Raw genomic sequence first — 24,742 nt, forward strand, 5'->3', positions numbered from 1 at the left:
CCGTCGCGTCGCGCCGGCCATGACCGCAGCCGCGGCGCTGCCGCTCTTCGACTGGCCGGAACTGCGCGAGGCCACCGACGGCCTGTGGGCCGCCGTTTCCCAACAGCTTGAAAAGGCAGGGATCGAGGCGCCGCCGCTGGATCGCGAGCGGCGGCCGGAGGCGCTCTGGGCGGACCCGTCGCTGCTGCTCTCGCAGGTCGACGCGCAGGCCCATGTGGCGGGCGCCGCGGCCGCGACGCGGCTGATCTGCGCCCCCGTCTACGACGCCGAGGGCTGCGGCGCCGGCCGCGTGGCGGCGGTGTTCCTCGTGCCCCGGGCGCAGGCCGACCGGGGCGGGGCGCCGGGGCTCGCCGCGCTTTCGGGCGAGCCCTTCGCGGTCGCCGCCGGCAGCCTGTGCGGGGAGCCGGCGCTGGTCGACGCGCTGGGCCGGGCCGCGGTGGGCGAGCTGGTCGCCTGCCCCGACGCCCGCGCCGCGATCCGGGCGCTGGCCGAGGGCCGGGCGAGGGGCGCCGCGGTCGACGCGCTGAGCTGGGCGCTGGCCCGCACGCACGAGCCCGCGGCCGCCGAGCTGACCGCGATCGGCTGGTCCGACCCGCTGCCGGCGCCGCCCTTCGTGACCTCGGCCCTGACCGAGACCGGAACCCGCGCCCGCCTGCGCGCCGCCCTGGTCGAGGCGCTGGTCGATCCCGCGACAGAGCCCTTCCGCCGCGCCCTGCACCTGGCGCGCATCGTGGCCTTCGCCGATCCCGACTACGATCCCGCCCGGCGGCTGGCGACGCTGGCCCGGCTCTGACCGCGGCGTCGCCGTCCCGGCCACGGACCGTTGACGAAACCGGGGTGGGCCGGGGCCGGCCAGCGCCCTAGGTTTGGATCAGGAAACGATCAACGGAGGCGCGACCCATGGGAATGCTGGTCGAGGGCGAGTGGACGACGGGCAGGCTGACCGGCGACGACGGCGCCTTCAAGCGCTCGGAGTCGAGCTTCCGCAACTGGGTCACCGCCGACGGCGCCCCCGGCCCCTCGGGCGAGGGCGGCTTCAAGGCCGAGAGCGGGCGCTACCACCTCTATGTCTCGCTGGCCTGCCCCTGGGCGCATCGCGCGCTGATCCTGCGCGAGGCGAAGGGGCTGGCGGCGCATATCGACGTCTCGGTGGTGCATCCGGACATGCTCGAGGACGGCTGGACCTTCGCGACCGACTTCCCCGGGGCCACCGGCGACCGGCTGATGGGCAAGGCGTTCCTGCGCGAGATCTACCTGGCCTCCGACCCCAAGGCGACGACGCGGGCGACCGTGCCGATCCTGTGGGACAAGGAGCGGGGGACGATCGTCTCGAACGAGAGCGCCGAGATCATCCGCATGTTCGACCAGGCCTTCGACGCGGTGGCGGGCGAAACCCCGCGCCTGTGGCCCGAGGACCTGCGCGAGGCGATCGAGCCGGTGAACGCGCGGATCTACGAGACGCTCAACAACGGCGTCTACAAGTCGGGCTTCGCCACCACGCAGACGGCCTATGAGGACGCCGTGGTCCCGCTGTTCGAGACGCTCGACTGGCTGGAGGACCGTCTGTCGCGGTCGCGCTACCTGATGGGCGAGCGGCTGACGGAGGCGGACTGGCGGCTCTACACGACGCTGGCGCGGTTCGACGCGGTCTATTTCGGGCACTTCAAGTGCAACATCCGCCGGCTGTGCGACATGCCGGCGCTGTGGGGCTATGCCCGCGAGCTCTACCAGCGGCCCGAGGCCCGCTCGACCACCGATTTCGCGCATATCAAGCGGCACTACCACTACAGCCACGAGTCGATAAATCCCCACCGGATCGTCCCCCTCGGCCCCGTGCTGGACTGGGACGCCCCCCATGGGCGCGAGCGTCTGGAGGCCGCCTGAGGAGGCGCCGCGACGGCCGTTGCGCCCGGGGCCCGGCCCCGCCCGCGGCGCGGGGCCGGCGCGGCGCATGGGGGCCATGGGGCGGGCGGGGCGCTTTTCCGGCGGGCGGAGGCGCGGTAGGTAGACGTCCATGTGCGGACGCTTCGCCCTGACCACCCCCCAGGACTCGGTCCTGGCGACCTTCGCGGCCGAGCCCTCGCCGCGGCTGGCGGAGCGGCTTGGGAATCTCGGCCCTCGCTGGAACGTCTGCCCCACGACCGACATCCCCGTGGTGCTGAGCCACGAGGGCAGGCGCCTGCTGGCGCCGCTGCGCTGGGGCTTCATCCCGCGATGGTACAAGACCCCCTCGGGCGGGCCGCTGCTGATCAACGCCCGCGCCGAGACGATCGCCGAGAAGCCCGCCTTTCGCGACGCCTGCCGCGAGCGGCGCTGCCTGATCCCCGCCGACGGCTTCTACGAATGGACCAGGGCCGGCGAGCGCAAGCAGCCGCACTGGATCCGCCCGGCCGCCGGCGGGCCCGAAGGCTCGCTCTTCGCCTTCGCCGGCGTCTGGCAGAGCTGGAAGAACCCCGAGGACGGCCAGGTGCTGGCGGCCTGCGCCATCGTCACCACCGGCGCCGGCCCGGACCTCGAGGGTCTGCACCACCGCGAGCCGGTGGTGATCGCCCCCGACGACGTCGCCCTGTGGCTGGGCGAGGCCGGCCGCGGCGCCGCGGCGCTGATGACGCCCGCGCCGGAGGGGTTCTGGGCCCACCACACCGTCCATCCCCGGGTCAACGGCATCAAGGACGACGACCCCGAGCTGATCGCGCCCTGGGAGCCGGAGGACGCCTGACGGCGGGGACCGGCCGCAGGCCGGCGCCCTCGCCCTTGCGCGCCGCCGCGCGCCCGGCGACAACGGTCTCCGGCCGCGGGAGACGGCGTCGACACCGGGAGGACGAGCCATGTTCGCGAAGATCCTGATCGCCAACCGCGGCGAGATCGCCTGCCGCGTGATCCGCACCGCCCGCCGCCTGGGCGTGCGCACCGTCGCCGTCTATTCCGACGCCGACGCCCGCGCCCTGCACGTGGCTGAGGCCGACGAGGCGGTGCGCATCGGCCCCGCTCCCGTCGGCGAGAGCTACCTGCGCGGCGACCGCATCCTCGAGGCCGCGAAAGCCGCCGGCGCCGAGGCGATCCACCCCGGCTACGGCTTCCTGTCCGAGAACCCCGACTTCGCCGAGGCGGTGGCCGCGGCCGGGCTGACGTTCATCGGCCCCTCCGCCGCCTCGATCCGCGCCATGGGGCTGAAGGACGCCGCCAAGGCCCTGATGGAGAAGGCCGGCGTCCCCGTGGTGCCCGGCTACCACGGCGCCGAGCAGGACCCCGCCTTTCTGGCCGAGCGCGCCGCCGAGATCGGTTTTCCAGTTCTGATCAAGGCCCGCGCCGGCGGCGGCGGCAAGGGCATGCGCCGCGTCGACCGGGCCGAGGATTTCGCCGAGGCACTGCAGGGCGCCCAGCGGGAGGGCGCCTCCGCCTTCGGCGATCCCGCCGTCCTGATCGAGAAATACGTGACCCACCCGCGCCATATCGAGGTGCAGGTCTTCGGCGACGCCCACGGTGCCGCCGTGCACCTGTTCGAGCGGGACTGCTCCCTCCAGCGCCGCCACCAGAAGGTGATCGAGGAGGCGCCCGCCCCCGGCATGTCCGAGGAGACCCGGGCCGAGATCGGCGCGGCGGCCGTGCGCGCCGCCCGCGCCGTCGACTACGCCGGCGCCGGCACCGTCGAGTTCATCGCCGACGCCTCCGAGGGCCTGCGCGCCGACCGGATCTGGTTCATGGAAATGAACACTCGTCTGCAGGTCGAGCACCCGGTGACCGAGGCGATCACCGGCCTCGACCTGGTGGAGTGGCAGCTTCGCGTCGCCGCCGGCGACCCGCTGCCGCTGCGCCAGGAGGAGCTGCGCATCCGGGGCGCGGCGATGGAGGCGCGGCTCTATGCCGAGGATGCGCCGCGGGGCTTCCTCCCCCAGATCGGCCGCCTCGCCCGCCTGCGCCTGCCGCAGGAGCTGGCGCGGATCGACTCGGGCGTGCGCGAGGGGGACGAGGTGACCCCCCACTACGACCCGATGATCGCCAAGGTGATCGCCCACGGCAAGGACCGGGCCGAGGCGCTGGCGCGCCTGCGCACGGCGCTGGCGGCCTCCGAGATCGCCGGCCTGACCACCAACGTGGCCTTCCTGCGCGCGCTGCTGGCCCATGACGGTTTCGCGAAGGGCGAGATGGACACCGGCCTGATCGACCGGGAGCTTTCCGCCCTGACCGCCCCCGCGCCGGTCGCGCCGGAGGCCGCGGCGCTGGCCGCCGTCGCCTCGCTGGGCCTCGACGCGCCCGCTGCGGACCCCGCGCCCTTCGCCGTCGCCGACGGCTGGCGGCTGTGGTCGCCCGAGCGGCGCACGGTGGAGCTGACCGGGCCCGAGGGCGAGACCCGCGTCGACCTCGCCATCCTCGGTCCCGGCCGGTTCGCCTGGGCGACCGAGGCCGGCGACGTCCCCCTGCGCCTCGCCCCCGCCGGCGAGGGGCTACGCGTCACGGTCGCGGATGGGCCGGCCCGCCCCGTCTCGCTGGTGCGCCACGAGCGCAAGGTGACGGTGATCCTCGACGGCGAGGCCACCGCCTGGACGCCCCCCGACCCGATCGCCGCGGCGACCGAGGCCGGCGGTTCGGGCGACGCGCTGGCCGCGCCGATGCCGGGGCTGGTGAAGGTCGTCTCCGCGGCGCCCGGGGACCGGGTGGTCGAGGGGCAGACGCTGATCGTCTTGGAAGCGATGAAGATGGAGCATCGGCTGACCGCGCCGCGGGACGGAGAGGTCGCCGAACTGCTCTGCGCCGAGGGCGCGCAGGTCTCGGAAGGGGCGATCCTGCTGCGGCTGGCGGATCCGGAGGCCGAGGCGGCCTGAGGGGCCGCTGGCGGGGGAGCCTCGCGAGGCGGGGCTCGCTCGGCCTGCGCGCTTCGCGCGGGAAGGGGCTCGGGACTCACCAAGGAACAAGGGCGCGCCTGTTCCCCGGAGCCGTCCATCGCGTCTGATGCCTGAGCGAGTCGGCCGGAGCGGTCAAGGACAAGCCGCGCAAGCGCGGTCGCTTCGCGATCCTTGACCGCTCCGGCCGACTCGCTCTGATCGGCATCCGCGACGGACGGCTCCGGGGAACAGGCGCTCGAGCCCGAACTCCGGCGGTGCGCCGCCGCGCCGCTTCCCAACGGGGGGCGGGGCGCGTCAATATCGGGGCGAACGAGCTGCGGAGGCGCGCCCCATGTACGATCCCGACTATCCCCGCGACCTGATCGGCTACGGCGCGAAGACGCCCGATCCGGAATGGCCGGGGGGCGCCAAGCTCGCGGTCAGTTTCGTGATCAACTACGAGGAAGGCGGCGAGAACTGCCTGCTGCACGGGGATGCACAGTCGGAGGCGTTTCTCTCCGAGGTGACGGCGGCGACCAACTGGCCGGGCCAGCGCCACTGGAACATGGAGACGATGTACGAATACGGCTCGCGCGCCGGGTTCTGGCGGCTGCATCGGCTGTTCACGGAGCGGAGCCTGCCGGTCACCGTCTACGGGGTCGCCATGGCGCTGGCGCGCAACCCCGACGCGGTGGCGGCGATGAAGGCGGCGGGGTGGGAGATCGCCTCCCACGGGCTGCGCTGGATCGAATACAAGGATTTCTCGCGCGCGGACGAGAAGGCCCATCTCGACGAGGCGATCCGCCTGCATACGGAAGTCGTGGGCGAGCGGCCGCTGGGCTGGTATCTCGGGCGCTGCTCGATGAACACCGTCGACCTGGTGGCCGAGGAGGGCGGCTTCGCCTGGTGCGCCGACACCTATGCCGACGACCTGCCCTATTGGCACAGGGCGGCCTCGGGCTGGCAGCTGATGCTGCCCTACACGCTGGATGCCAACGACGCGCGCTTCATCTCCTCGCAGGGCTGGGGCAGCCCGTCCGCCTTCCACGAGTATCTGTCGAACTCGGTCGAGATCCTGCTGGAGGAGGGCCGCGCCGGCGCGCCGAAGATGTTCTCGGTGGGCATCCACTGCCGGCTGCTGGGCAAGCCGGGCCGCGCGGCGGCGTTGAAGCGGTTCCTCGACGAAGTGAGCGCCAACCCCGAGATCTGGGTCGCCACCCGCACCCAGATCGCCCGCCACTGGGAGGCGCGGTTTCCGAAACCGGAGTGAGGGCGGCCGCTCCCCCCCCTCGGGCGCAGGGGTGGGCGGGCGGGGCGACCGAGGGGGGGCGCGGCCGCCCGCCGCCTGCTTCAGGCCAGGGCCTTTTCCGCCGCGGCGCCCAGGCGGCACAGCTCGCCCTCGCCGAAGGGCTTGCCGAACAGCATCAACCCGCAGCCGGGCTCGGGCAGCGGCAGGGTCAGGGAGCTGAGGCCCAGCAGGTTGCCGATGCGGGTGTTGCGCAGCGCCATCAGGTTGATGCGCTTGTAGTATTCGTCGTCCGACAGCAGGCGCGAGACCGAGGGCGGCAGGATCGGCGCGGTGGGCATCGCCGCGGCGTCGAAGCCGGCGGCGCGCAGGGCCCATTTCGCGCGGACCTGCATCATCTTCGCCTGCGCCCGCAGGTAGGCGGCCGAGGAGATGTCGCGCCCCGGCTCGGTGCGCTGGCGGACCTGGTGGAACATGCGGTCGCCGACCGTCTCGATCTTCTCCCCCCACTCGGCCCAGGCCTCGGCGACGATCAGCGGGGCGGCGACGGTCAGGATCTCGGCGAACTCGGGGACGTCGGCCCAGGCGAGCTCGGCGCCGGCGGCCTCCAGCTTCGCGATCCCGGCCTCGAAGGCGGCCACCGGCTCGGGGTCGGCGCCGTCGTACATGGTGGCGCGGTCGATCAGGATGCGCTTGCCCTTCAGCGAGGCGCCCGAGAGATCCGGCGCCGGCGTGCCGGCCATGATCGAGGTCAGCAGGGCCGCGTCCTCGACCGAGCGGCAGAGCGGCCCCACCGTGTCGAAGCCCGCCGCCAGCGCGCGCGAGCCCTCGACCGGGATCAGCCCCAGCGTGGTCTTCAGCCCGGTGATGTTCTGCCAGCCGGACGGGATGCGGACCGAACCGCCGGTGTCCGACCCGATCCCCGCCGCCGCCAGCCCCTGCGTGACCGAGGCGGCGGCCCCCGACGAGGACCCCCCCGGCGCCCAGTCCGGATCGTGCGGGTTCGGCGAGGTCGCCGTCACCGGGTTCACGCCGAGGCCGGAGAAGGCGATCTCGGTCATATGCGTCTTGCCCAGGCAGACCAGGCCGGCCTGCGTGCCTCGGGCGAGGCAGACGGCGTCGACCGTCGCGGGCGGCGCCTCGTCCAGCATCGCGGTGCCGGCGCGGGTCTTCGTCCCGGCGAGGTCGTAGAGGTCCTTCCAGGAGATCGGCACGCCGTCCAGCAGGTGACGCCGCGTGCGGGTCCTGGCGCGCTGGGAGGCCGCCTTCGCCTCGGCGCGGGCGCGCTCGGGCGTGGTCAGCTGGTAGACGCGGTCGCGCAGGGGGTGGGCCTCGATGGCGGCGAGGAAGGTCTCGGCCAGATCCACCGGGTCGATCTCGCCCGCCCCGATGCCGCGGCCCAGGTCCGCCGCCGTCATGCTCCGCCAGCTCTCGCTCATTGGGGTCCCTCCCACCGTCCGCGCGTTCCGGCCGCACGGTAGCCGCCGCCCCGCGACGCGGCAATCCATGGACATCCGTCCCGGGCGGCGCAATTACAGGGGCATGACACAGGATGCCGACGCGCTGATCGTAGGCGGCGGGCTGAACGGGCCCGCCACGGCCCTGGCGCTGGCCGGCGCCGAGCTGCGCGTGGCGCTGATCGACGCGGCAGAGCCGGACGTCCGCATGGACCCGGGCTTCGACGGTCGCGCCTACAACCTGGGGCTGGCCTCGCGGCGCTTCCTGACCGTGGTCGGCGTCTGGGACGAGATCGGCCCCCAGTCCCAGCCGGTGCGCGAGGTGGTGCTCGAGGACGCGCGCCCCGGCGAGCGGGCCGTCGCGGCGCTGGCCCATTTCGACCATGACGAGATCGACGAGGGCCCCGCCGCCCAGATCGTCGAGGACCGGGTGCTCCGCCCCGCCCTGCTGCGGGCCTGCCAGGCGCATCCGCGGATCGCGATCCATGCGCCGGCGACCGTTCTGGCGACCCGGCGCGACGACGCGGGCGCCGAGGCGGACCTGTCGACCGGCGAGACCCTGCGCGCGCCGCTGCTGATCGCCTGCGACGGGCGCGACAGCCCGCTCGCCCGCGCCGCCGGCATCCGGCGCACGGGCTGGGGCTACGACCAGACCGGGCTGGTCTGCGCGGTGGAGCACGAGAAGGATCACCAGGGCGTCGCGCGCCAGCGCTTCCTGCCCGGCGGCCCCTTCGCGGTGCTGCCGCTGCCCGGCGGCCGGCGGTCCTCGCTGGTCTGGACCGAGCGCACGGCCGAAGCGCGGCGCATCCACGCCCTGCCCGACGCCGACTATCGCGCCGAGGTCGAGGCCCGCATGGGCGGCGCGCTGGGCGCGGTGACGCTGGCGGGCAAGCGCTGGATGTATCCGCTGAAACTCTCGGTCGCGCAGAGCTGGATCGCCCCGCGCCTGGCGCTGGTGGGCGACGCGGCCCATGCGGTGCACCCGATCGCGGGGCAGGGCCTGAACCTGGGCCTGCGCGACGCCGCGGCGCTGGCCGAGGTGCTGGCCGAGGCGAAGCGGCGCGGCGAGGACATCGGCGCGAGCCTCGTGCTCGAGCGTTACCAGACCTGGCGGCGCTTCGACGGGGTGTCGCTGGCGCTGGGGATGGACGCGGTCAACCGCCTGTTCTCTTCCGACGATCCGGCGCTGCGGCTGATCCGGGACGCGGGCGTGCGGCTCGCCACCGCGCTGCGTCCGGCGCGGCGCGCCTTCATGCGCGAAGCCGCGGGGGTCTCGGGCGACCTTCCGAAGATGCTGCGGGGCGAACGGGTCTGAGCGGCGTCGCCGGCGGCCGCCCCTCGGCCGCCTTGCGAAGCGTCGCCTGCATCGCCGCCCGCCGGGCCTGAAGCTCGGGCGAGGGGCCGGCGCGGCCGGTCCCGCCCGGGAAGCCGCGCGCGAGGCCCGGGCAGGGCGCGTCGCTGCCGCGGATCATGCTGGCCAGGCTGCGGGCCAGGGCGCCGACCTCGTCCCCGTCCTCGACCCGCTTGGCGACCACGGCCCGCACGTTGGCGTGGCTGCGGAAGATCGCCAGCGCGTCGGCTTCCTCCGAACCGGTGAAGATCAGCGCCGGGGCCTGCGGGCACAGGCGCCGGGCCTCCGCCGCGACCTCGAGGCCGCAGCCGTCGGGCAGCGTCAGGTCGATGACCAGCGCGTCCGGCGGCGCCTCCTTCATCGCGGCGATGGCCGCGGCGATCGAGGGCATGCAGACCCCCTCCACGTCATGATCCCCGATTTCGAGCCGAACCAGCTCCGCCAGAGACGTGTCGTCCTCGACGATCAGACAGCGCATGCCGCCCCTCCCGCTTCTCTCGGCCTCACCCCGTTCGCCCCCCGCGTCCCGTTGCGTGCCCGAACTCTTTACCTCGCCGAACCCCCATGGTTGAAGATTCGTAAAGTTAAAATTCTTGAAGTTGATCTTCACCCCCGGCGGAGGGGGTCACATCACCTCGAGGTAGCGGGCGAGTTCGAGGGGGGTGACCTCGCTCTCGACGATCTCCAGCTCGCGTTCGGCGTTGCGGATCAGCAGGTCGACCATCATCGGGCCCAGCGCCTCCTCGAGGAAGGCCGAGGCGCGGGCGGCCTCCATCGCCTCGTGCAGGTCGGTGGGCAGGCGGCGACGGTTGTCGGCGGCGTAGGCGTCGCCCTCGGTGGGGCGGGTGGGCTCGATCTGCTGCTCGATGCCCTTCAGGCCGGCCGCGAGCTGCACGGCCATCAGCAGGTAGGGGTTGCAGTCGGCCGCGGCCTCGCGGCTCTCGATGCGCACGATGGGGTCGTCGGCGGCGTCCTCGCCGTCGATCACCCGCAGCGCCACGGTGCGGTTGTCCACGCCCCACGACGCCGAGGTCGGCGCGTAGGAATAGAGCTTCCGGCGCCGGTAGGCGTTGGGGTGGGTGGAGCCCACCAGGCTCGATTCCCGCATCGCCGCCTGCAGCCCGCCGAGGAACCACCGCCCTTCGTCCGACAACCCGCCGTCGGTCGCGAAGGCGTTGCGCCCATCGCGCCACAGCGAGTGGTGCACGTGGAACCCGTTGCCGGAGCGGTCGTGGAAGGGCTTGGCCATGAAGCTGGCGACCAGGCCCATCGGGCGGACCATCTGCTTGATCATGCCGCGCAGCAGCAGGGTGTGGTCGGCGGCCTCCAGGGTCGGCGCATGGCGCAGGTTCACCTCCACCTGGCCGGCGGAGAATTCAGGGTTCGACTGCTCCACCGGCACGCCCATGGCGGCCAGGTTGCGGCGCACGGGGCCCAGCACCGGCTCCAGCTCCGCCGCGCGGGCGAGGCCGTAGCATTCCGGCCGGTTCTCGCGCGGGCGGCCGGTGGCGGGGTCGAGGAGGTAGAACTCCAGCTCGCCCGCCGCGCGGGGCTCGAGGCCCATCGACCGCGCCTTCTCGACCGCGCGCAGCAGCGGCTGGCGGGGGTCAAGGGGAATCGGCTCCCCGGTCTTCTCCTGCGCGCGGCCCAGGCACATCCACACGCCGTCTTCCCAGGGGATCGGGCGCAGGGGGCCGCGGGGCAGGATGTTGAGGTCGGGATAGCCGCTGTCGGCGGCGGAATAGTCGTTGGGCACCAGCAGGCTGCCCACGTCCATGGCGAAGAAGGTGTTGTCGAGGCTGATCCCCCGCCGGCGGACCGAGCGCCAGTGCTCGGCCGTCACCCGCTTGCCGCGCAGGATGCCGTTCAGGTCGCCGACGCCCAGCACGATGGTATGGCAGCCCTCGGGCAGGACCTCGGAGGGCATGTCGTCGGTGGGCTCGGGCCCCTCGATCACGCCATATCCCGCGCGCACGCCGCCCGTTTCCGTCATGCTGGTCCCCGTGAGTGCCATGTCCTGCCTCCGGGATAGCCCGGCGATGACGGGCGGGGCAAGCGCACGCTGCGGTGCAGCGAGGGGCCCGGGGGCGGCCTCAGCCCTCGCCCGTCAGCTCCGCGATCTCGCGGCGCAGGGCGCCGATGGCGTCCATCGCCGCCTCCAGCTCCGCCTCGCGCTCGTGCAGGGCGCGGGTGAGCTCGGTCTCGACCTCCTCCAGCCGCGCGGCGAGCCCGGCGCTGCGGGCTTCGGCCTCGGCGACCAGCGCATCGCGGCGCTCCTCGGCGTCGGCGAGGCGGCGGGAGAGGTCCTGGAGGCGGGCGTCCTCGGCGCCGGGGCGGCGCACGAGGCGGGCCCAGAGGGCGTGGAGCGCCCAGCCCAGCGCCGCGGACAGGGTCATCGCGGCGCCCAGCGCCAGGGCCAGCTCCAGCCGGGTCATTCGTCGAGGTCCTCCGGCGGGTCGGCCAGGGCCGCGTCCTGGAAGGCGATGCGGCGGTTGAGGGCGCGGCCCTCCTCCGAGCCGTTGTCGGCGATCGGCCGGCTCTCGCCATAGCCGCGCGCCAGCATCCGCCCGGACGGGACCCCGCGGGCGAACAGCCCCTCCAGCACCGCCTCGGCGCGGGAGCGGGACAGGGCCTGGTTGGTGGACTCGCGGCCCTGGCTGTCGGTGTGGCCGCCGATCTCGACGGTCAGGCCCCGGCAGCGCTCGAGGATCGAGGCGAGCTCGTCGAGCGTGCCCAGGCTCTCGCGCGCCACGCGGGCGGCGCCGGGGTCGAACTGGATCGGGGCGGCGTCCACCGCGCCCTGCAGGTCCTCGATGCAGGCCGAGGGCGCCAGCGGCAGGCGGCGGGCGAGCGCGGGCAGGTCCACGGTGACCTCGACCGTCGCGGGCACGCCGATCTCCCCGAAGCGGGCGGCGGCGAGCGCGGCTTCGCGCGCGGCCATCGGGCGGGTGGAGGCGCCGCGGACCCGCGCCGCCTCGCCGTCGAAGGCGAGCGTGCCGCGCTCCAGCGTGCGCATCACGTCGATGCCGGCCAGCGCCGCGCGCCGCCAGGCGGGGGGCGGGGCGGCGTCGGTCAGCTCCATCGCGTCCTGCACGCCGCCGATGCCGAAGCGGGCGCGGGCGAAGGCCGCGACCGCGTCGCGGGTGGCGGCGTCGGGGGCCGCGCCCTGCAGCGTCACGGTCTCGGGGTCGAGGCGCATGGCGAACCAGCGGGGCGGGGCGGGCTCCCCCTGCTCGGTCTGCTCGGGGCCCGGGCGCCAGGCGGGCGCGGGCGGGGGCGAGAGGCGCAGCACGAACCCCTCCGGCATCCGCTCGGCCAGCGCGCGGGCGGTCTTGCCGAACGGGTAGGAGGGGGTCTGCGGCGCGGCGACGAGGCGGGCGTCGGAGTCGATCATCTCGAACCGGCCGGAGCCGAGCTCGCCCAGCGCCTCGATCCCCGCCACGGCGGCCGCGCCCCAGCGGTCCGAGGGGGCCCCGACGCCGATCCGGCACAGCGCCCCCTCCCGCGCGGGGCCGCCCGGCAGGGCGTCGACGGCGGCCAGCACCACCGCGCGCTCGGCCGCGTCGCGCAGGTCGCAGCCCAGCAGGGTCGGCCCGTCGGGCCCCAGCGTCACCACGAAGCGGAACGGGCTGAAGGCCGGCGGCGGGCGGGAGATGTCGAGCAGAAGCGTCGCCCCCGGCGGCGCGGCGGCGCGCAGCGCCTGCTCCACGGCCTCGGCGGATTCGCCCGGTTCGGCCCCGGCGGCCGCGGTCAGCGGCGCGCCGCTCAGCGACAGCACGCCCGGCGCGATCTCGGCCCGGGCCGAGGCCAGCCGGGCCAGCGCCAGCGCCGCGGCGCGGGCCAGCGCCAGGTCCTCGGGCGAGGGCGGGCGGGTGGCGGTCAGGGTGGCGTCGTGCAGGTCCGGCGGCTCCGGCAGCTCGGCCAGCGCCGCGCGCAGCGCCTCCAGCAGGTCGGGATGCACGGCGCCGGCGACGGTGATCCCGTCGCCGTCGCGGGCCAGCGTCAGGGGCACGTCCGGGTCGGGCGGCGGCGAGATCGCGGGGCGCGCCGGCTCCGGATCGCCGGCGGCGGCGAGCAGCACCGGGGCGGCGGGGCCGGGTGCCTGGGCGCGCTCGGCGGGGCGGGCGTGGTCCTCGATCCGGGCGATGGGCGCGGCCTGGGCCAGCGCGGCGAGCGCGAGCTGGCGCGCGGCGGCCTGGGGGAACGTCCCCTCCAGCCGCAGCGCCAGGCCGTCGGCCGCGGCCCAGGCCCAGTCGGCGCCCGCGGCGGCGAGCGCGGCGTTGGCCCGCGCGCCGGTCAGCGCCTGCGCCTGGCCGGCCGCCACCCAGGCGCCGGGCCCGACGAGGACGGCGAGCCCCGCCAGCCCCATCGCGAACACCGACCAGCCTCCACGGGGCGAGACCTTCGCCGCGGGCGGCCTCGCCCGCGGGTCCTGCGCCGGCGGGCGGCGCCCGTCGGGGGTCTCCTTGCGGTCATCGTCGCGGTTCTGGGCCATGCGCGTCGCCGTCTCCGTCTCCGCCCCCCGCACGCGGCCCCTGCCGCGTCCCGCCTCTTCCTAGGACCCGGCGCGCGCAGGGGGCAAGGGGCCTCGCCGCCGCCCTCGCGCTCCTGCGCGCGTGCGCGCGCGCCCTCGGACCGCCCGGTTTTCCCTACGCCACGTTGTTCTCGGGCCCGCCATGCGCTAGGGCGGAGCGCCGATTCCGGCAGGGCGCGCAACGAGGGACCGATACCCGTGAGATACGTCAGCACCCGCGGCCAGGCCCCGGTCCTGGGCTTCGACGACGCCATGCTGGCGGGCCTCGCCCGCGACGGCGGCCTCTACGTGCCCGAGACCGTGCCGCAGATCCCGGCGCACGAGATCGCCGACCTCGCCGGCATCGGCTACGAGCGGACCGCCTTCGCGGTGATGCAGCCCTTCGTGGGCGGCACGATCTCCGACGCCGAGCTCTACGGCGCCATCGAGCGCGCCTATGCGGGCTTCGCCCATGCCGCCCGCGCGCCGCTGGTGCAGATCGGCGAGAACGACTGGATCCTGGAGCTTCACCACGGCCCGACGCTGGCGTTCAAGGACTTCGCCATGCAGCTCATCGGCCAGCTGTTCGAGCTGGTGCTCGGGCGCCGTGGGCAACGCGTCACCATCGTCGGCGCCACCTCGGGCGACACCGGCTCGGCGGCCATCGAGGCTTTCCGGGGGCTGGACGCGGTCGACGTCTTCATCCTCTACCCCCATGGCCGGGTCTCCGAGATCCAGCGCCGGCAGATGACCACGCCGACCGAGGCCAACGTCCACGCCATCGCGGTCGAGGGCGACTTCGACGACTGCCAGGCGCTGGTCAAGGCGATGTTCAACGACCACGCCTTCCGCGACGAGATGAGCCTCGCGGCCGTCAACTCGATCAACTGGGCCCGCGTGCTGGCGCAGGTGGTCTACTACTTCACCGCCGCCGTCTCGCTGGGCGCGCCGCATCGGCCGGTCAGCTTCTCGGTCCCCACCGGCAACTTCGGGGACATCTTCGCGGGACATGTGGCGAAACGCATGGGCCTGCCCATCGACCGGCTGGTGATCGCCACCAACCGCAACGACATCCTGCACCGCACGGTGACGACGGGGATGCACGTCAAGGAAGGCGTGCAGCCGACGATCTCGCCCAGCATGGACATCCAGATCTCCTCGAATTTCGAGAGGTTGCTGTTCGAACTGCTGGACCGCGACGGGCAGGCCGTGATCAACCTCATGGAATCGCTGCGCCAGCAGGGCGGCTTCGCGCTGCCCGAGACTGCGCTCGCGCGGCTTCGCCAGGAGTTCGACAGCGGCATGGCCACCGAGGACGAGACCCGCGCCACCATCGCCGCCATGCGCGAGGTGACCGGCCAGGTGATCGACCCGCACACCGCCGTGGGCGTGAAGGCCGCCGCAGACGTGCGCGGCAATGCCGGCACGCCGATGGTGGTTCTGGGCACCGCCCACGCCGCCAAGTTCCCCGACGCGGTCGGCCAGGCCTGCGGCGTGCGCCCGGTCCTGCCCGCCCGCCTCGCCCATATCGAACTCGCGCGTGAGCGCACCACCGTCGTTCCCAACGACCTCGCCGCACTGCAGGCGCTTCTGCGCCAGGAGGCCCGCCGATGAGCCGAGACGGCTCGACCCTTCGAATCGACACGCTGCCCAACGGCCTGCGCATCGCCACCGAGCGGATGGAGGGCCTCGCCTCCGCCGCGCTGGGCGTCTGGATCGGCGTCGGCGGGCGGCATGAGTCGGTGAAAGAGACCGGCGTCGCCCATTTCCTCGAGCACATGGCCTTCAAGGGCACCGCGACGCGCTCGGCGCTCGACATCGCGGTCGCGATCGAGGACGTGGGCGGGTATCTGAACGCCTACACCTCCCGCGAAGCGACCGCCTACTACGCCCGCGTGCTGGGCGAGGACGTGCCGCTGGCCATGGACCTGCTGGCCGACATCCTCACCAAGCCCCGCTTCGCGGCCGAGGACATCGAGCTCGAGCGCGGCGTGATCCTGCAGGAGATCGGCCAGGCGCTGGACACGCCCGACGACATCATCTTCGACTGGCTGCAGGAAACCGCCTATCCCGACCAGGCCTTCGGCCGCCCGATCCTCGGCGAGACCCATCACGTGAAGGGCATCGGCGAGGCGGAGCTGCGCGGCTTCGTCGAACGCTGCTATGCCCCCGAGCGCATGGTCATCGCCGCCGCCGGCGACGTCGACCACGACGCGCTGGTCAAGCAGATCGAGGGCCTCTTCGGCCACCTGAAACGCCGCGACCTCGCCCCCGCCGAGCCGGCGAAGTTCATCGGCGGCGAGAAGCGCTTCGTGAAGGACCTCGAGCAGGCCCACTTCACCCTGGCGCTGGAGGCCCCCGGCTGGAACGCCGACGACCTCTATTCCGGCCAGGTGCTGTCGGTGCTGCTGGGCGGGGGCATGTCCTCGCGCCTGTTCCAGGAGGCGCGGGAGAAGCGCGGCCTGTGCTACACGATCTTCGCTCAGGCCTCGGCCCATGAGGACACCGGGCTGATGACCATCTACGCCGGCACCGGCGCCGGCGAGATCAAGGGCCTGGCGGAACTGGTGGCCGACGAGCTGCACCGCGCCGCCTCCGAGACCACCGAGGAAGAGACCGCGCGCGCCCGCGCCCAGCTGAAGGCCGGGCTGCTGATGGGCCTCGAAAGCCCGTTCGGGCGGTGCGAGCGGCTGGCCCGCTCCCTGCTGATCTGGGACCGGGTCTGGCCGCAGGAAGAGACGGTGGCCCGGATCGAGGCCGTAGACGCCGCCGCCGCCCGCGACGCCGCGGCGCGGATGGCGGGCTCGGGCAAGCTGGCGCTGGCGCTCTACGGTCCGGTGGCGACGACGCCGGACCCGGACGCGCTGCTCGCCCGTCTCGCGGGGTGATGGGGCGGTGCTCCTGCGGCGGCGAGAGACGCTGCGGCTGGTCACGCCGCGCCTCGTCCTGCGGCCGCCGGAGATGGCCGACCAGATCCCCTGGGCGCGCCTGCGCCGCGAGAGCGAGCCGTTCCTGAAGGACTGGGAACCGATCTGGGCGCGCGACCACCTGACCCGGAGCGCCTTCCGCAACCGCGTGGTCTGGGCGAAACGGATGATCGAGGACGGCCGCGGCGCGCCGCTTTTCATCTTCGCCAACGGGGCCGACGACCTGCCCGCGGGCACGCTGGTCGGGGCCATCACGCTCGACAACATCCGCCGCGGCCCCGCCCAGGCCGGCACGGTGGGCTACTGGATCGGCGAGCCCTTCGCCCGGCGCGGCTACATGACCGAGGGGCTCGCCGCCACCCGCGACCACGCCTTCGGGACCCTCGACCTCAGCCGCATCGAGGCCGCCTGCCTGCCGGAGAACGCCCCCTCCCGCGCGCTGCTGGAACGCTGCGGGTTCAAGTACGAGGGCGTGGCCCAGAGCTACCTGCAGATCGCGGGCCGCTGGCGGAGCCACGTGCTCTACGCCGCGCTCCGCTCCGACCGCCGCGGCCGCACGGAGCCGGCCCGAGGCTGACCCCGGCCGCGCCCCAAGCTCCTGATTTCATTTGTGTTCCGCCGCCCGCCCCACGAGCGCCCCGGGCTTGACCCGGGGCCTCCGGCGCCGCGGCTGCCGCCTGTGATCACAGCCGCCGCAAGGGCGTCGATCCCTGCGGCGGACGCCTTGTGATCACACCGCCGGCCGGCCCTCCGCCGCCGAGGGCGCGCCGCCCTCGCGCGCCTCGCAGGCGTCGTCGACGTGCTCGATCTCCAGCGTCGCGTGCTTGATCCCGTGGCGTTCGTCGAGCGCCGCGCGGGCGGCCTGGCGCAGGGCCGCGAGCTCTCCCGGCGTCGCCGCATGGCTGACCAGGTGCGCCTCCAGCGACAGGCGGCGCTCGTCGAGGCGCCACAGGTGCAGGTGGTGGACGCTCGCCACCGCCTCGATCTCCGCCAGCGTGTCGCGCGCCTCCTCGGCCGAGGGGCTGTCGGGGGCGGCGTTCATCAGGATGCGCACCGTCTCGCCCATCTCCAGCAGCGCGTGCCGCAGCACCCAGGCCGAGATCAGCAGCGTCAGCAGCGGGTCGACCATGCGCCAGTCCCAGACGATCACCACGATCCCGCCCAGGATCACCGCCACCGAGGCGCCGGCGTCGGCGAGGTTGTGCAGAAAGGCCGCGCGCATGTTCAGGCTGTCCTTGGCCTGCGCGTAAACCAGCGCGGCGGTGATCGCGTCGATCACCAGCGCCACGCCGGCCACGATCACCACCGTCCAGCCCTCGATCGGCTGCGGATCGAACATCCGCGCGATCGCCTCCCAGGCGAGGTAAAGGCCCACGACGATCAGCGTGGTGAAGTTGATCAGGGCGGCGACCACCTCGGCCCGCGCGTAGCCGAAGGTCATCCGGTCGTCCGCGGGACGCCGCGCGATGCGCCGCGCCGCCCAGGCGATGATCAGCGACATCGCGTCGGAGAGGTTGTGCAGCGCATCCGCGATCAGCATCAGGCTGCCCGAGAGCATCCCGGCCACGATCTGGACGACCGTCAGCCCGATGTTCACCGCCGCCGCCCAGCCGATCCGGCCGTCGCCGGCGTGAAGGTGGCCATGGGCATGTCCATGCCCGTGGCCCTGTGAGGAATGCGCGTGATCGTGTGCCATGCCAGGCACCCTAGCGCGCCCGACCTCCCGCCGTCCCGGCGGCGCAAGGTCCCGCCCGGCGACTCAGGCGGCCGTCGCGCGCCGCGCCGGCGCCGTCGCCGGCACGGGCAGCGGCAGCGGCGCCGGGATCGGCCCCAGGTCGAGGCCCTTCGGCGCGCGGTCCAGGATCGCCCGGCGGGCCGCCTCGGAGACCTCCCACAGGCCCAGGCACAGCTTGCGTCGTCCTTCGCCCTGCTCGGCCAGGATCTCGGGCGGCCAGCCGGTGGCGCGGTAGATGCGCCGCATCGGGCTGTCGAACACCGCCACGAAATGGCTCAGGCCGAAACGAAGCGCCACCTCGCAGCCCGCCAGCATCAGCGCGGTCGAGATGCGCGAGGCCGCCGCCGCCCCCCCGGTCAGCCGGGGCGAGACGCAGAAGCGCGTGCTCTCCCACACCAGCGGCGAGGTGATCTCGCCCCCCGCGAGATGGGCGAAATGCTCGTTGACCATCGTCGGCCCGGTGGTCGGCATCAGCCGGCCGGAGCCGCCATGGCTGCCGTCGGGCAGCTCGTAGATGCAGTAGAGCGCGCGGTCGACGTCGTACTGGTCGCGCTCGCGCCCCGCGGCGTCCACATGCACCGCCCAGTCGAGGCGGGTGCGGAACTGGCCCGCGCGGTCGCGGAACATGCTGTCGGTCAGGCGGGGGAAGGACGCGAGGTCCTTTCCGTAGATGAAACGGATCATGACGACGCTCCTTGTCGGGATGCAACAAGTAAATGCGTCGATATTACTAAAACTGAGTTATAACATTTAGGCAGCGCGCGCTGCTCAAGTATTCATCATATCTTAACCGCGCCGCTTTTCACCGCCAGCGCCACCGCATGGACCGCGTTCAGCCCGCCCAGCTTGTGCCGCGCGCTGTCGAGGTAGACCCGCAGCGTGCTCTCCGAGATCTTGAGCTTGTGCGCCACCTGCGCGCGAGAGCGTCCCTCGGCCATCAGCGCCAGCGCGTCCCGCTCGCGCGGGGAGAGCGCGGGCGGCGGCTGGATCTCGGCCGCGCCGGTCATCTCGAGGGCCTGGCGGTGGACGTGGTGGGCGATGATCAGCAGATCCTGCGCGCTCTCTGCGAGCAGCAGGTTCCAGCGCCGCTCGGCGCATTGCTTGGAGACGGAGAACATCGCGAACTGGCCGTTGGGGCCGTGGATCGGAATCGTGTAGCCGTGGTTGCCGACCCGGAACTCGTTCGCCTCGGACAGCAGGCGGCGCACGGGGCGGCCGGACCAGTCCAGCGTCTGCCAGTCGATCGGGGCGAAGCCGCCGAGCGCCGCGGCGACGACGGGGTCGAAGTCGCGGTAGCGGACCTCCTCGTAGCGCTGGTGCCAGGCCTCCTGGTAGGTCATCGCGCCGAATTCCTCGCCGCCGCGCGGACCGCCGAGGTTCAACGCATAGTAGATGCAGTTGTCGAGGTCGTAGACCCGCCGCACGTGGCGGAGCAGCCTGGACAGGTCCGGCTGCGTGGTCACCGCCAGGATCCGCTCGACGATCTCGTTCAGCCTGTCCGTCATGGGTTGGGCGCCGCCCTCTCCCGGGCCGGCCTCCGGGGACACGCCTCCGCGAGGCGCGTGGGCGCGGGATCGTCCCGCGGCGCCTGCCTCCTGCGGATCCGGAGGCGCGGCCAGCCCCGCCGCTCTCTTGTCCGTCCTCCACGGTAGCGAGGCGCGCGAACTTCTCAACTTAAAATTGCATTCATCCACGCGGAAAGGCCCCGCGCCCTCTCCCGGAGCGCGGGGCTCGCCGCCGGCCTGTCCCGGGCCGGGGCAAGTAACGGCGTCGTCGCGCAAGTAACGCGCGCGGCGCCCTCCGGCGGGCCTGCCCGCCGCCGGAGCCTCAGACGGGGCCGAGAATTTTTTCTCCGCGCCCTCCGGAAAGGGGTCCGAACAGGGGAATCGGGTTCTCCGAAGCCCCCTGGAGCCGATTCGAATCGGGTTCCAGCGCCGAATCAGCCGCCCGCAGCTCGGTCGCCGCGACCAGAATCGCGTCGTCGAGCTGCTCTGCCAGGCGCATGTGGTAGTGCCGAATCGCGTACTGCCGCAGGTCGGCGAGCACGTCGATGATCCAGTCCTGAGCCATGGTCCGTCCCCTATGCTGATCCCCATCCGGGCCGCCGCCCCGGCCCTCTGAGGGGCTGTGGAGGGGCGGCGGGGATCAGAGTGCCCCTGGGGCGCCGGGGACGGCAGTCGCCATTTCCTCCTCCCCCGATCCGGCGAGGGGGACTCGTCCATCCTCCTGGCGCAGCTGAGGAATTTCTCCGCCGTTTTGCGGCCGGAGCGGCGCGGCGGGCGAGTCGCCCCGGCCTCTTTCGGGGACCGCGGGGCCCTTCGTGCAGGAAGGACCCCGCGCCCCTCGGTCGCCGCGCGGGCCATCGTGCAGGACGGCTCGCGCAGGGACCGGCCGCCGCGCGCCCCCGCCGTGCAGGGCGGAGGAGGCGACGGCGTCGTCCGGGCCGAAACGTGCAGAACGGCGCTCGGACGGTCGCCCGATCCGCCGGGGACATGGCGGGTTTCGGGCGGCTCCGGCCCCTGGAGAGACCGGAGAAGGGGGATCGCGGCGGCGGGGGCGGCGCGCGTCGCGCCGGGGTCCGCGATCCATTCACGGAATTCATTGACGTTTCACTGCGGGGGAGAGGCCGCCGAAGGGGGCGGCGGCCGGGTCCCGCGGGCTCCCGGCCCGACGCGAAGGGAACGCCGGAACCGGAGGTCTGGGCGCGCCGCGCGGATCGCGGCGCCGGGGGCGGGGTCCTGAACGGCCAGGGGGAGCCGCGTCGGACGAAGCTCGGGCGACGATCGGATCGCCCGCGCGGTCGACGGATCCGTCCGGGGGCGCCCCTCGCGGCCAGGACCCGTTGGGGCGGGTCGGCGCGGGCGGGGTTCCCGCCCCGGTCCGCGGGCGCATGCCGTCGCGGACCGGGGGGACTGTCTTCCGTCGGGGGTCCGGGTCAGGCGCCGACGGCGAACTCCACGACCTGGGCAGCCTCGGCGATCTGGGCGTGCTCCTCGACCTTGCGGGCCATGTTGTCCCGCACCTCCTGGGTGCACGGCCACAGGCCGGCGCAGATCGCGCGGCGCTCCTCGCCGGACTTGCCCATCACGTCGGGCGTGAAGTCCAGGCCCTTGTAGACGCGCAGCATCGGCTCGTCGAAAACGCCCACGTAGAACTCCAGGCCGAAGCGCAGGCCGACGTCGATGCCGGCGAGCAGCAGCGAGGAAGTGACCGTCATCGCCTCGCGGCGCGACTTCACGCTGGGCGAGATGCACAGGCGGGTGATCTCCCAGATCGTCGGCGACTGAATGACGACGCCGTCGGTCAGGTGGGAGAAGTGCTCGCCGATCATGGTGCGGCCGGTGGTGGGCATCAGCCGGCCCGAGCCGGCGTGGCTCCCGTCCTCGCGCTCATAGATGATGTAGAGCGGGGCCAGGTCATCGTACTGATCACGCTCCCAACCGTTTGCGTCGACGGAGACGTCCCACTTCATACGGTCCCTGAATTGGGCGGACCGATCGCGGAACATTTCGTCCACGAGGGAGGGATACTTGTGCAGTTCGTGAGCGTAGACGTAGCGGATCATGAGTTGGGCACTCCTCGGAAAGACAGTGCCCAATGAATTGTCATCGCCTACCTGAATAGACGATGAACGAAATTCACGATTTCTATGAAAGCATCAAATATTGATGATGCCTGTTCTTACTGCAATTGCGACAGCGTGGGGCATGTTCAGACCGCCAAGCTTGTTCCTGGCACTGTCTAAATAAACCCTCAGGGTGTTTTCAGATATTTTAAGGTTCTCCGCGATCTGATTACGGCTCATGCCGGACGAGATCATCGCCAGGGCGTCCCGTTCCCTGGGCGACAACGCGGCGAATTCCTGCTCGTTGCGAACGTCGAAAATCTCCAGCACCTTCTGGTGCATGAAGTTGGCGACGAGCAGCCAGTCGCTCGCGGTCTCGGCGATGTAGCGTTCCCAGACGCGATCGGTGCACGTTTTGTTGATGGTCAGGACCGCGAACTGTCCGTTGGGTCCCCTCACGGGAACCGTGTAGCCCTGGTTTCCAACGCCGGCGTCCACTGCTTCGAGGATCAGCTTCCGGCGTTTCTTGGGGCTCCAGTCGAGCCGCTTCCAATCAAGCGGCGTGAAGCTCTGCACAGCTCCGACGACCGTGGGGTCCGCTTCCTTGTAGTTCTCCTCCAGGTAGCGCTGCGACCAGTCCGCCCGATAGGTGATTTCGGCGAACTGATAGTCCCCGAACGTGGCGCCTCCCCCGAACGAGACGACCACGTACACGACATGGTCGACGTCATAGACGTCCCGGACAAGATCGGCGAAAAGCCGGATGTCCTCAACTTTCCGGAACTCCGGAAGGCCCTCGATGATGGATTTTATTCGGTCAGTCATCCGCGGAGTCGGCCATATCGGGCGTCAAGGCGCCGGTTTGGGGCGTTCGCCCGACCATAGCCGCGCCGCTCGCCGGACGCCATGGCATCCGCACGCTGCGAGTCGACTCGCGCGCCGACAGGCGATTCGCCCTCGGCAGAGAGGAGATGACGGCCGGGACGCGTTCACCGGATGCCGGACTTATGAAACGCTTCCCCTGGGTCAGGAGCCCCCCGGGGATTGTCCGACGAGAGAGACGCCACGCATGACGCATCCCGGCCGTAGTATGTAAATCCGACTGCGCGCGCCGGCGGGCGACGGTCCCGTCATGGGGTTGACGGTCGCCGCCAGGGCCCGATGGAGCGAAACCTGGGCGCTGGGGATCGCCCTTGGTTCCTTCGCCGGCTGGGGAATCCCGGCGTCCATCCTGACGGGGTGGGGTGCCCCCGTCCGCCCCTTGCCGGTCGCGGCCTGCAGCTCGGACCTGGCACGCTTTTCTTGTTCGGTTCGAACCCTCTCATGGTTGCGCCATGTCGCCCTTTCTAGGCGATCTGGGCGAAACCGAAATTCCCCTGAAATGGTGGGGAGGCGATTTTCAAGTCATTGATTTCGTTGAAAGTGAACATTTTCTGAATCAACCGAGCGGCTCGAATCGCGTGAATCGGGCCCCGAATCCGGCCTCCGAGTCGCCCTTTTCGGCCGGCCCCGCACCCCGCCGACTCGCCTTCCCCGCGAACGCGAAGCGCCCGGCGGAGGGGTCCGCCGGGCGCCGGGAGCTCGGGTCGAGACGGGGCCGGAGCCCCGGGGCGTCAGCCGCGCGAGGCCTCGAGCGCGTCCTCGAAGGTGCGGAGGCCGGTGGTCCTGGCGCTGACCAGCACCGCCATGTTCCCCGGCTTGTGCTCGTTGCGCAGCATCTTCATGTGCGACTCGGGGATCTGGTCCCAGGGGAACACCTCGGACATGCAGGGATCGAGGCGCCGCTCGATCATCAGCTTGTTCGCGGCGGAAGCCTGCTTGAGGTTGGCGAAATGCGAGCCCTGCACGCGCTTCTGGTGCATCCACAGATAGCGGGCGTCCATGGTCAGGTTGTAGCCGGTGGTCCCGGCGCAGATCACCACCATGCCGCCGCGCTTCACCACGAAGACCGAGGTCGGGAAGGTCGACTCGCCGGGGTGCTCGAACACCATGTCGACGTTGTTGCCCTTGCCGGTGATCTCCCAGATCGCCGCGCCGAACTTGCGCACCTCCTTGAACCAGGCCTTGTACTCGTCCGAGTTCACGGTCGGCATCTGGCCCCAGCAGTTGAAGTCCTTGCGGTTCAGGACGCCCTTGGCGCCCAGGTCCAGCACGAACTGCCGCTTGCTCTCGTCCGAGATCACGCCGATGGCGTTGGCGCCGGCGGTGTTGATCAGCTGGATCGCATAGGACCCAAGTCCGCCCGAGGCGCCCCAGACCAGCACGTTGTCGCCGGGCTTGAGGATGTGCGGCCGGTGGCCGAACAGCATCCGGTAGGCGGTGGCGAGGGTCAGCGTGTAGCAGGCCGACTCCTCCCAGGTCAGGTGCTGGGGACGCGGCATCAGCTGCTGGCTCTGCACCCGGCAGAACTGGGCGAAGGAGCCGTCCGGCGTCTCGTAGCCCCAGATGCGCTGGGTGGGCGAGAACATCGGATCGCCGCCGTTGCACTCCTCGTCGTCGCCGTCGTCCTGGTTGCAATGCACCACGACCTGGTCGCCGACCTTCCAGCGCTTCACCTTGTCCCCGACCGCCCAGACGATGCCCGAGGCGTCGGAGCCCGCGACGTGGAAGTCGGCCTTGTGGACGTCGAAGGGCGAGATCGGGGTGCCCAGCGCGGCCCAGACGCCGTTGTAGTTGACGCCGGCGGCCATCACGAAGATCAGCACCTCGTTGGAGTCGAGCTTCGGCGTCTCGACCACCTCGAGCTGCATGGCGGTGTCGGGCTTGCCGTGGCGCTCGCGCCGGATCGCCCAGGCGTACATCTTCGCGGGCACGTGCCCGAGGGGCGGGATCTCTCCCACCTCGTAGAGGTCCTTAACCGGAGCCTCGTAATCGGTGATCGTCTCGGGGGCGTCGAGCGGGGCCATGTGCGGTCTCCTTGGCGCTTGGCGAGCGGGGCGCGAAAAACGGTCGCGCAAGATTGTTGCGGATTTCGGCCGCGGCGATGCATGACATTGCTCGCCCGTCTGCGCAACCCCCGCAATGCGGCGTAGGTGTGCGCCGCATCATTTTCGCCGAATCCGGGCCCCGGGCGAAGCGAATTCGCCTGACCGGCCGGCCGGCCGCGCCGGCGTCGCGGGGCCTGC

General features: G+C 72.6%; 20 protein-coding genes and 1 pseudogene. 9 read left to right on the plus strand and 12 right to left on the minus strand.

From position 1 onward, the window contains the following. Nucleotides 1-19: 19 nt before the first annotated feature. The 5 genes and pseudogenes from BM064_RS26840 to puuE all read left to right on the plus strand — a co-directional run. Nucleotides 20-793: a PhnD/SsuA/transferrin family substrate-binding protein gene (locus BM064_RS26840; protein ID WP_143103299.1), complete on the plus strand. Its 774-nt coding sequence runs from the start codon at nucleotides 20-22 to the stop codon at nucleotides 791-793. A gap of 107 nt (nucleotides 794-900) precedes the next feature. After that, nucleotides 901-1,884, plus strand: coding sequence for a glutathione S-transferase family protein (locus BM064_RS10145; protein WP_092859643.1), 984 nt, complete (start codon nucleotides 901-903; stop codon nucleotides 1,882-1,884). Between the two features lie 130 nt (nucleotides 1,885-2,014). Next, the gene (locus tag BM064_RS10150; RefSeq protein WP_092859644.1) at nucleotides 2,015-2,719 is read left to right on the plus strand and encodes an SOS response-associated peptidase; all 705 of its coding nucleotides are present in this window, start codon (nucleotides 2,015-2,017) and stop codon (nucleotides 2,717-2,719) included. Nucleotides 2,720-2,828: 109 nt separating this feature from the next. Beyond that, nucleotides 2,829-4,823 (plus strand): acetyl-CoA carboxylase biotin carboxylase subunit, encoded by a 1,995-nt coding sequence (locus BM064_RS10155; protein WP_092859645.1) that lies wholly within the window; start codon nucleotides 2,829-2,831, stop codon nucleotides 4,821-4,823. A gap of 352 nt (nucleotides 4,824-5,175) precedes the next feature. Then, nucleotides 5,176-6,081: pseudogene (puuE, locus tag BM064_RS10160) on the plus strand (allantoinase PuuE); the annotation flags it as partial. A 92-nt stretch (nucleotides 6,082-6,173) separates the two neighbouring features. Here puuE and BM064_RS10165 read toward each other — a convergent pair. Further along, on the minus strand, nucleotides 6,174-7,508 hold the full coding sequence (locus tag BM064_RS10165) for an amidase (RefSeq protein ID WP_092859647.1): 1,335 nt from the start codon (nucleotides 7,506-7,508) through the stop codon (nucleotides 6,174-6,176). Between the two features lie 103 nt (nucleotides 7,509-7,611). On the opposite strand from BM064_RS10165, the gene BM064_RS10170 reads away from it, so the two are divergent. After that, nucleotides 7,612-8,841 carry a UbiH/UbiF/VisC/COQ6 family ubiquinone biosynthesis hydroxylase gene (locus tag BM064_RS10170; protein ID WP_092859648.1) on the plus strand — a complete coding sequence of 410 codons (1,230 nt, stop codon included), beginning with the start codon at nucleotides 7,612-7,614 and terminating at the stop codon, nucleotides 8,839-8,841. Here BM064_RS10170 and BM064_RS10175 read toward each other — a convergent pair. From BM064_RS10175 to BM064_RS10190, 4 genes are all read right to left on the minus strand, one after another. Beyond that, the gene (locus BM064_RS10175) at nucleotides 8,777-9,355 is read right to left on the minus strand and encodes a response regulator (RefSeq protein WP_092859649.1); all 579 of its coding nucleotides are present in this window, start codon (nucleotides 9,353-9,355) and stop codon (nucleotides 8,777-8,779) included. The genes BM064_RS10170 and BM064_RS10175 overlap by 65 nt on opposite strands. 147 nt (nucleotides 9,356-9,502) lie before the next feature. Further along, entirely contained in the window at nucleotides 9,503-10,891 is a 1,389-nt protein-coding gene (locus BM064_RS10180) for a glutamine synthetase family protein (RefSeq protein WP_092859650.1), read from the minus strand. A gap of 79 nt (nucleotides 10,892-10,970) precedes the next feature. Then, complete coding sequence (locus BM064_RS10185; protein WP_092859651.1) at nucleotides 10,971-11,312, minus strand: hypothetical protein; 342 nt, start codon at nucleotides 11,310-11,312, stop codon at nucleotides 10,971-10,973. Beyond that, complete coding sequence (locus tag BM064_RS10190; RefSeq protein ID WP_092859652.1) at nucleotides 11,309-13,372, minus strand: OmpA family protein; 2,064 nt, start codon at nucleotides 13,370-13,372, stop codon at nucleotides 11,309-11,311. The genes BM064_RS10185 and BM064_RS10190 overlap by 4 nt, the downstream gene beginning before the upstream one ends. Before the next feature lie 237 nt (nucleotides 13,373-13,609). Here BM064_RS10190 and thrC point away from each other — a divergent pair, with 237 nt between their 5' ends. The 3 genes from thrC to BM064_RS10205 are packed head-to-tail and all read left to right on the plus strand — an operon-like array spanning nucleotide 13,610 to nucleotide 16,894. After that, a complete protein-coding gene (thrC, locus tag BM064_RS10195; RefSeq protein ID WP_092859653.1) occupies nucleotides 13,610-15,004 on the plus strand; it encodes a threonine synthase in 1,395 nt (464 codons plus the stop codon). Next, nucleotides 15,001-16,278, plus strand: coding sequence for a M16 family metallopeptidase (locus tag BM064_RS10200; RefSeq protein WP_092859654.1), 1,278 nt, complete (start codon nucleotides 15,001-15,003; stop codon nucleotides 16,276-16,278). The genes thrC and BM064_RS10200 overlap by 4 nt, the downstream gene beginning before the upstream one ends. A gap of 7 nt (nucleotides 16,279-16,285) precedes the next feature. Beyond that, a complete protein-coding gene (locus BM064_RS10205; protein WP_092859655.1) occupies nucleotides 16,286-16,894 on the plus strand; it encodes a GNAT family N-acetyltransferase in 609 nt (202 codons plus the stop codon). 153 nt (nucleotides 16,895-17,047) lie between these two features. Here the strand turns inward: BM064_RS10205 and BM064_RS10210 are convergent, their stop codons facing one another. The 7 genes from BM064_RS10210 to ccrA form a co-directional block, all read right to left on the minus strand. Next, a complete protein-coding gene (locus BM064_RS10210; RefSeq protein WP_092859656.1) occupies nucleotides 17,048-18,013 on the minus strand; it encodes a cation diffusion facilitator family transporter in 966 nt (321 codons plus the stop codon). Between the two features lie 63 nt (nucleotides 18,014-18,076). Then, entirely contained in the window at nucleotides 18,077-18,736 is a 660-nt protein-coding gene (locus tag BM064_RS10215) for an acyl-homoserine-lactone synthase (RefSeq protein WP_092859657.1), read from the minus strand. A gap of 95 nt (nucleotides 18,737-18,831) precedes the next feature. Further along, the gene (locus tag BM064_RS26845; protein ID WP_143103300.1) at nucleotides 18,832-19,557 is read right to left on the minus strand and encodes a helix-turn-helix transcriptional regulator; all 726 of its coding nucleotides are present in this window, start codon (nucleotides 19,555-19,557) and stop codon (nucleotides 18,832-18,834) included. 322 nt (nucleotides 19,558-19,879) lie between these two features. Continuing rightward, nucleotides 19,880-20,122, minus strand: a complete 243-nt coding sequence (locus BM064_RS26850) for a hypothetical protein (protein WP_143103301.1) — start codon at nucleotides 20,120-20,122, stop codon at nucleotides 19,880-19,882. 865 nt (nucleotides 20,123-20,987) lie between these two features. Beyond that, complete coding sequence (locus BM064_RS10225; protein ID WP_245779114.1) at nucleotides 20,988-21,524, minus strand: acyl-homoserine-lactone synthase; 537 nt, start codon at nucleotides 21,522-21,524, stop codon at nucleotides 20,988-20,990. A 186-nt stretch (nucleotides 21,525-21,710) separates the two neighbouring features. Beyond that, nucleotides 21,711-22,442: a helix-turn-helix transcriptional regulator gene (locus BM064_RS10230; protein WP_092859660.1), complete on the minus strand. Its 732-nt coding sequence runs from the start codon at nucleotides 22,440-22,442 to the stop codon at nucleotides 21,711-21,713. 788 nt (nucleotides 22,443-23,230) lie between these two features. Beyond that, complete coding sequence (gene ccrA / locus BM064_RS10235; RefSeq protein ID WP_092859661.1) at nucleotides 23,231-24,523, minus strand: crotonyl-CoA carboxylase/reductase; 1,293 nt, start codon at nucleotides 24,521-24,523, stop codon at nucleotides 23,231-23,233. Nucleotides 24,524-24,742 lie beyond the last annotated feature (219 nt).

The sequence above is a fragment of the Albimonas pacifica genome, from assembly GCF_900113695.1.
GTDB lineage: Bacteria > Pseudomonadota > Alphaproteobacteria > Rhodobacterales > Rhodobacteraceae > Albimonas > Albimonas pacifica.

Coding starts and splice junctions, on each gene's coding strand:
- BM064_RS10170 (WP_092859648.1), top strand. CDS start 7,612: ATGACACAGGATGCCGACGCGCTGATCGTAGGCGGCGGGCTGAACGGG.
- BM064_RS26845 (WP_143103300.1), bottom strand. CDS start 19,557: ATGACGGACAGGCTGAACGAGATCGTCGAGCGGATCCTGGCGGTGACC.
- BM064_RS10175 (WP_092859649.1), bottom strand. CDS start 9,355: ATGCGCTGTCTGATCGTCGAGGACGACACGTCTCTGGCGGAGCTGGTT.
- ccrA (WP_092859661.1), bottom strand. CDS start 24,523: ATGGCCCCGCTCGACGCCCCCGAGACGATCACCGATTACGAGGCTCCG.
- BM064_RS10155 (WP_092859645.1), top strand. CDS start 2,829: ATGTTCGCGAAGATCCTGATCGCCAACCGCGGCGAGATCGCCTGCCGC.
- BM064_RS26840 (WP_143103299.1), top strand. CDS start 20: ATGACCGCAGCCGCGGCGCTGCCGCTCTTCGACTGGCCGGAACTGCGC.
- BM064_RS10230 (WP_092859660.1), bottom strand. CDS start 22,442: ATGACTGACCGAATAAAATCCATCATCGAGGGCCTTCCGGAGTTCCGG.
- BM064_RS26850 (WP_143103301.1), bottom strand. CDS start 20,122: ATGGCTCAGGACTGGATCATCGACGTGCTCGCCGACCTGCGGCAGTAC.
- BM064_RS10180 (WP_092859650.1), bottom strand. CDS start 10,891: ATGGCACTCACGGGGACCAGCATGACGGAAACGGGCGGCGTGCGCGCG.
- BM064_RS10185 (WP_092859651.1), bottom strand. CDS start 11,312: ATGACCCGGCTGGAGCTGGCCCTGGCGCTGGGCGCCGCGATGACCCTG.
- BM064_RS10145 (WP_092859643.1), top strand. CDS start 901: ATGGGAATGCTGGTCGAGGGCGAGTGGACGACGGGCAGGCTGACCGGC.
- BM064_RS10225 (WP_245779114.1), bottom strand. CDS start 21,524: ATGAAGTGGGACGTCTCCGTCGACGCAAACGGTTGGGAGCGTGATCAG.
- BM064_RS10190 (WP_092859652.1), bottom strand. CDS start 13,372: ATGGCCCAGAACCGCGACGATGACCGCAAGGAGACCCCCGACGGGCGC.
- BM064_RS10210 (WP_092859656.1), bottom strand. CDS start 18,013: ATGGCACACGATCACGCGCATTCCTCACAGGGCCACGGGCATGGACAT.
- BM064_RS10150 (WP_092859644.1), top strand. CDS start 2,015: ATGTGCGGACGCTTCGCCCTGACCACCCCCCAGGACTCGGTCCTGGCG.
- BM064_RS10200 (WP_092859654.1), top strand. CDS start 15,001: ATGAGCCGAGACGGCTCGACCCTTCGAATCGACACGCTGCCCAACGGC.
- BM064_RS10165 (WP_092859647.1), bottom strand. CDS start 7,508: ATGAGCGAGAGCTGGCGGAGCATGACGGCGGCGGACCTGGGCCGCGGC.
- BM064_RS10215 (WP_092859657.1), bottom strand. CDS start 18,736: ATGATCCGTTTCATCTACGGAAAGGACCTCGCGTCCTTCCCCCGCCTG.